Source organism: Chondromyces crocatus (assembly GCF_001189295.1).
Taxonomy (GTDB): domain Bacteria; phylum Myxococcota_A; class Polyangia; order Polyangiales; family Polyangiaceae; genus Chondromyces; species Chondromyces crocatus.
On record NZ_CP012159.1, the window covers coordinates 3,959,368 to 3,965,139 of the forward strand.

At 67.7% G+C, this 5,772-nt stretch carries 1 protein-coding gene; it reads left to right on the forward strand.

Annotated features, from left to right (window positions below):
- The first annotated feature begins 5 nt into the window (after positions 1-5).
- The gene (locus tag CMC5_RS14775) at positions 6-5,705 is read left to right on the forward strand and encodes a type I polyketide synthase (RefSeq protein WP_063796277.1); all 5,700 of its coding nucleotides are present in this window, start codon (positions 6-8) and stop codon (positions 5,703-5,705) included.
- Positions 5,706-5,772: the final 67 nt, after the last annotated feature.

The following is a 5,772-nucleotide window of genomic DNA, read 5'->3' on the forward strand; positions in this document are numbered from 1 at the left end:
GTCCAATGAGCAACGACGCGACTGCGTATTACCAGGGGCTTCTCAAACGCTCCCTTCTGGAACTGGACCGGTTGCAGGGGCAGCTCTCCGCCAACGAGCGTGCCTCGCGCGAGCCGATCGCCGTCATTGGCCTCGGTTGTCGATTCCCAGGGGGAGGGCAGACGCCGGCGTCCTTCTGGGAGGCGCTGCGTGAAGGGGTCGATGGGGTAGGTGATATCCCACCGCAGCGCTGGGACGTGGGCGCACGTCACGACGACGGGCCGGAGGCCTTGGGGAAGACGTACACGCCCCAGGCGGCGCTCATTGAAGGGATCGACCTGTTCGACGCCGCATTCTTTGGCATCTCCCGGCGAGAAGCGGAGAGCATGGACCCGCAGCACCGGCTGCTGCTCGAGGTGGCCTGGGAGGCGCTCGAGGACGCGGGGCAGACCGTGGAGGGGCTCGCCGGCAGCAAAGCGGGGGTCTTCGTCGGGGTCTGCAGCACCGACTATGCCTGGCGTCAGCTCGAGGCGCCCGGGACCATGGACCCAACCTATTTCGGGACCGGGAACGCTCATAACATCCTGGCAGGGCGGCTGTCGTACTGGCTCGATGTCCGAGGCCCGAGCGTGGCGCTGGATACGGCCTGCTCGTCTTCGCTGACCGCTGTCCACGTGGGCTGCCAGTCGCTGCGCCAGAAGGAGTGCGACCTGGTGATCGCGGGCGGCGTGAACCTCATCCTCTCGCCCCTGTCCCTCTCGCTGGCCGGCAAGATGGGCCTCATGGCGCCAGACGGCCGCTGCAAGACCTTCGACGCGAAGGCGGACGGCATGGGGCGAGGCGAAGGCTGCGGCGTCGTCATCTTGAAGCGACTCTCCGATGCGCTGGCTGCTGGCGATCGCATCGCGGCCGTCCTTCTCGGCTCGGCGGCAGGGCAGGATGGGCGCAGCAACGGACTGACCGCGCCGAACGTGCTCGCGCAGCAGGCGATCATTCGCGAGGCGATGGAGCGCGCGGGGGTGGGAGCCAGCGACATCTCCTATGTCGAGGCCCACGGGACGGCGACCGTCCTCGGGGATCCAGCCGAGATCGAGGCGCTGAGAGCTGTGCTGGGTGAGCCGCGGGCGGATGGCGGTCAGTGCGCACTCGGGTCCGTGAAGACCAACATCGGCCATCTGGAGGCGGCCGCAGGGATCGCCGGACTCATCAAGGTGATCCTGTCGCTCCAGCACCAGACAGTGCCGCCACACCTGCACTTCGAGCAGCTCAACCCCAACATCTCGTTCGACGGCACGCCCTTCGTCATCCCCACCACGGCACGGCCATGGGACGCTGGCGGGCGGCCACGTACGGCGGGGCTGAGCGCATTCGGGTGGTCGGGGACCAATGTCCACATGGTGCTCCAGGAAGCGTCTCCGCGCCCGGAGCGACGGAAAGCGGCACCGCGCGATCTCCACGTCCTGCTCCTGTCGGCGCGTGGCCCGGAGGCGCTTCAGGCTTCGTCCAGAGCCTACCAGGGCGCCTTGTCGGCGCTCGATGCTGCCGAGACCACGCTCGAGGACCTTTGCTACACGGCGTCGGTTCGTCGGACCCATCACGAGCATCGCGTCGCGGTGGTAGGCCGCTCACGGGAGGAGATCGCCGAGCGGCTCTTGGCGTTCACGCAGGGCGAGAGCCGACCGGGTCTTTCGGCAGGCCGAGCGGAGAAGGGTCGACGCCAGGGGATCGTCTTCGTCTTTCCTGGCCAGGGCTCGCAGTGGCTCGGTATGGGCCGGAAGCTCGTCGAACGAGAGCCCGTGTTCCGCGCCGCGCTCGAAGCGTGCGAGCAGGCGCTGAAACCTCATGTGGACTGGTCTCTGACGGAGCAGCTCGAAGTCGACACGTCGGCCTCGCGATTGCACGAGATCGACGTGATTCAACCCACGCTGTTCGCCATTCAGGTGGCGCTGGCAGCCGTGTGGCGCGCATGGGGCGTCGAGCCTGACGCCGTGATCGGGCACAGCATGGGAGAGGTCGCCGCGGCGTGCGTCGCCGGGGCGTTGAGTCTCGAGGACGCTGCGACCGTCATCTGCCTTCGCAGTCGCCTGCTGCGACGGGTGAGCGGCCAAGGGGCAATGCTCTTGGTCGAGCTGTCGCGAGCAGACGCTGAACAGCTCATCGCTGGCCGCGAGCACCTGATCTCGGTGGCGGTGTGCAACAGCCCCCGCTCGACGGTGCTCTCGGGTGATCCAGCGGTGCTCGACGAGGTCGCGCAAGAGCTGGAGCGTCGCGAGATCTTCTGCCGCCGCGTGAAGGTGGATGTCGCATCGCACAGCCCGCAGATGGACCCGCTGAAGGAGGATCTCTTGCGCCTCCTCGCAGAAGTCCAACCGCGCACCGCCTCGGTCCCGATGCGTTCGACGGTGACCGGCGCCTTGCTCGACGGGGCCGAGCTGGATGCCTCCTACTGGGTGGACAACCTCCGGCGGCCCGTCCTGTTCTCCTCGGGCGTCGAGGCGTTGCTGCGGGAGGAGTACCGGTTCTTCCTGGAGCTGAGCCCTCATCCCGTGCTGTTGCCCGCGATCGACGGCTGCCTGCGTGAGCATCCAGGGGGCGGGACCACCGTGCCCTCCCTTCGCCGAGAGCAGGATGATCTGGAAGTGATGCTCGGCTCTCTGGGGGAACTCCACACCCGGGGGTATCCGGTGAGCTGGGACCGGCAGTACCCGGAGGGGGGGGACGTGGTGTCCCTGCCATCCTACCCGTGGCAGCGGGAGCGATTCTGGGTGCAACCTGCGCAGGAGGGCGTCACCGCGAGCCAACAGCGCGCGCTCCCCTCGAAGAGGGATGACGGGGCGCGTGGTGAGGTCGAGGGCAGCTCGCTCGTCGCCGACTTCTACGACTCGTTCGTGGTGCAGCAGTCCAGCGTGGAGGGGGAGGCTGACGAGAACGCCGAGTACCTGTCCTGGGGTATCTTCCCCCAGGTCATCCCGGGCTTCTCGTGGCTCAGGACGGTCTTCTTTCCTCGCGAGGTGTCGCGCCACGTCGCGCTCCTTCACGACGCCCAGCGCGAGGCGCGACGTGTCCTCTTCAGTGCCGTCGATATCGAAGCCATCGGGAGCGTCTTCGATTTCGGCTGTGGCCACGCCTCGGACCTGCTTCAGCTCGCGCAGGAGCATCCGCACCTCGAGCTCGATGGGTACACCATCTCGCCAGGGCAGGCGGCACTCGCGGCACGAAAGCTGCGCGCTACCGGGCTCGAGGCGCGGGTGCGTGTCTTCAATCGTGACAGCGCGAAGAATCCCTTTCCGCGACACTACGACCTGATCCTCGGTATCGAGGTTGCGGGGCTCATCCAGGACAAGGAGGCCCTTTTCTCCAACATCGGTCGGCACCTCAACCCGGGTGGCTTCCTGCTCCTGGCCGACTTCTTGGCCAACACCGTGTCACCCATCGAGGTCCAGGAAACCTCGACGTTCTCGAGCACGCGCGAACAGTGGATCAAGCTCTTGAGCGAGCATCGATTGCGGCTCGTCGAGGGCATCGATATCAGCCCCGAGATCGCCAATTGCTTGCAAGACCCTGATTACGACGCCAATCTCGAGCGTGTCCTCCAGGAGGTTCGCCCCAGCGAGGTGGTTCGGCGGAGCTTCGAGTCTTACCAGAACGTGCGTGTGGCGCTGGAGCGAGGCCTCATCAGCTACGTATTGCTCCAGGCGCAGAAGGACCCGTTTGGTCGCATCGAGGAGCTCACCATCGCCAACCGGGAGCGGCTCATGCGCCTGGTCCAGTACCAGGAGGTCGTCCGGCGGAGGCGAAGCGGTCCCAGTGCGTCCGGCGCCATCGACCAATGGTTCTACGAAATCCAGTGGTGGCCTTCGCCGCTGCCTGCAAAGCCCCGAAGCGAGGCGACCGCGGCTCAGGGCAAGCGCTGGCTCGTCTTCGCTGACCAGCAGGGGGTAGGGGAGGCACTCCGGGCCGAGATCGAGTCGCGGGGCGACACCTGTGTCGTCGCCTTCCTTGGAGAGCAGCTTCGGCAGGTCAGCCCCGGCCGCTACGAGGTGAGCCCCGACCGCGCAGCGCTCGCTGCCCTTCTCGCGGCGGAACGCGTGGACCTGACCGGGGTGGTGCATCTCTGGAACCTGGATCTCGTGCCTCCGGCGAAGACCTCCCTCCCCACGCTGCACGACGCCGAGCGTCTCGGCTGCGGCAGCTTGATGGCGCTGGTACAGGCGATCGCTGGGGCGGGCATGCGCGATGCTCCACGTCTCTGGATCGTGACCGCCGGGGCGCATGCGGTCGGTACGCGCGAGGGGGTGGCGATTGCACAAGCGCCGGCATGGGGCCTCGGGGCCACCATCGCCCATGAGCACCCCGAGCTGCGCTGCACCCGGATCGACCTCGACGGTGGCGCGGGACCTGCGGATGCTTCCACGCTCCTGGCTGCCCTGGGCTCCGTGGACGGCGAGGATCAGATCGCCCTGCGCAGTGCTGTTCGGTACGTCGCCCGTCTTGCCCGCACAGCAAGCGCGGCGCAGCAGCAAGACTTGCCGACTGCGCTGCGCGACGACGGCACCTACCTGATCACCGGCGGGCTGAGTGGCATCGGGCTCACGGTCGCCGAGTGGATGGTGCAGCGCGGTGCGCGCCATCTCGCCCTGGTGGGTCGCAGTGGCGCGTCACCAGCAGCCGAGTCGGCGCTGGCTCCCCTCCGAGCGGCGGGCGCGGAGATCACGACATTCCAGGCGGACGTGAGCCAACCGGAAGCGATGGCCCGCGTGTTTTCGCAGATCGACGCAAGCATGCCGCCGCTCCGTGGGGTCATCCACAGCGCGGTGGCGCTCGATGACGGCGTGCTCCTCCAGCTCGATCCGGCACGGCTGCGGTCGGTCATGGCAGCCAAGATGGACGGCGCCTTCAACCTGCACCTCCTCACCCAGGAGCGGCCGCTCGATTTCTTCATCCTGTTCTCCTCGCTGGCCTCGATCCTGGGCTCGCCTGGACAGGGGAACTACACCGCGGCCAATGCTTTCGTGGACGCGCTGGCGCACCACCGCAAGAGCCTCGGCTTGCCCGCCCTCAGCCTGAACTGGGCGCCGTGGAGCGAGGTGGGGCTGGCGGTCGTCAGCACGAAACGGGGAGAGCGGCTCGCGTACCGCGGTTTGAAGAGCATCACGCCAGAGCAGGGGAAGGACGTCATGGAGCGAGTCCTCGCCAGCGCGTCGCCGCAAGTGGGAGTCATGCTCCTCGACCTGCGACAATGGCGGCAGTTCTACCCGCGCTCTGCCAGCTCTCCCTTGCTGTCGGAGATTGCCCGAGAGCAGGGGAACGGGGCGGCTCCGGTCGAGCCAGAGGCGCCGCTGCGCAGCGTGCTCATCGCCGAAGAATCCGTGGAGCGCCGCAGGACGCTGCTGGAGACGCACGTGCAGGAGCAGCTCGGACACGTGCTCAGACTGTCACCAGGGCAGATCGACCCACAGACGCCGCTCAAATCGTTCGGGTTCGACTCGCTGATGGCCGTGGAGCTGCGCAACCGCCTGGAGGCGAGCCTGGGACTCACGCTCTCGGCGACGGTGGTGTGGAGCTATCCGACGGTCGCGGCGCTCGTCGCGCACCTGGCCAGCAAGATGGGGATACCCATCACCCTCGCCGCGCCCACGCCAACGGCGGTGAGCGCGACGCCGGTGGATGCAGACATGGAGCGGCTGGCGGACGAGCTACTGAGTGAGCTGGAGGGCATGTCGTGATCGGGTCGAGCTATCGCGGGCTGTGGAGGCGTGCGGCTGACGCCGCCGTGCGTGCGGGACGACGGCG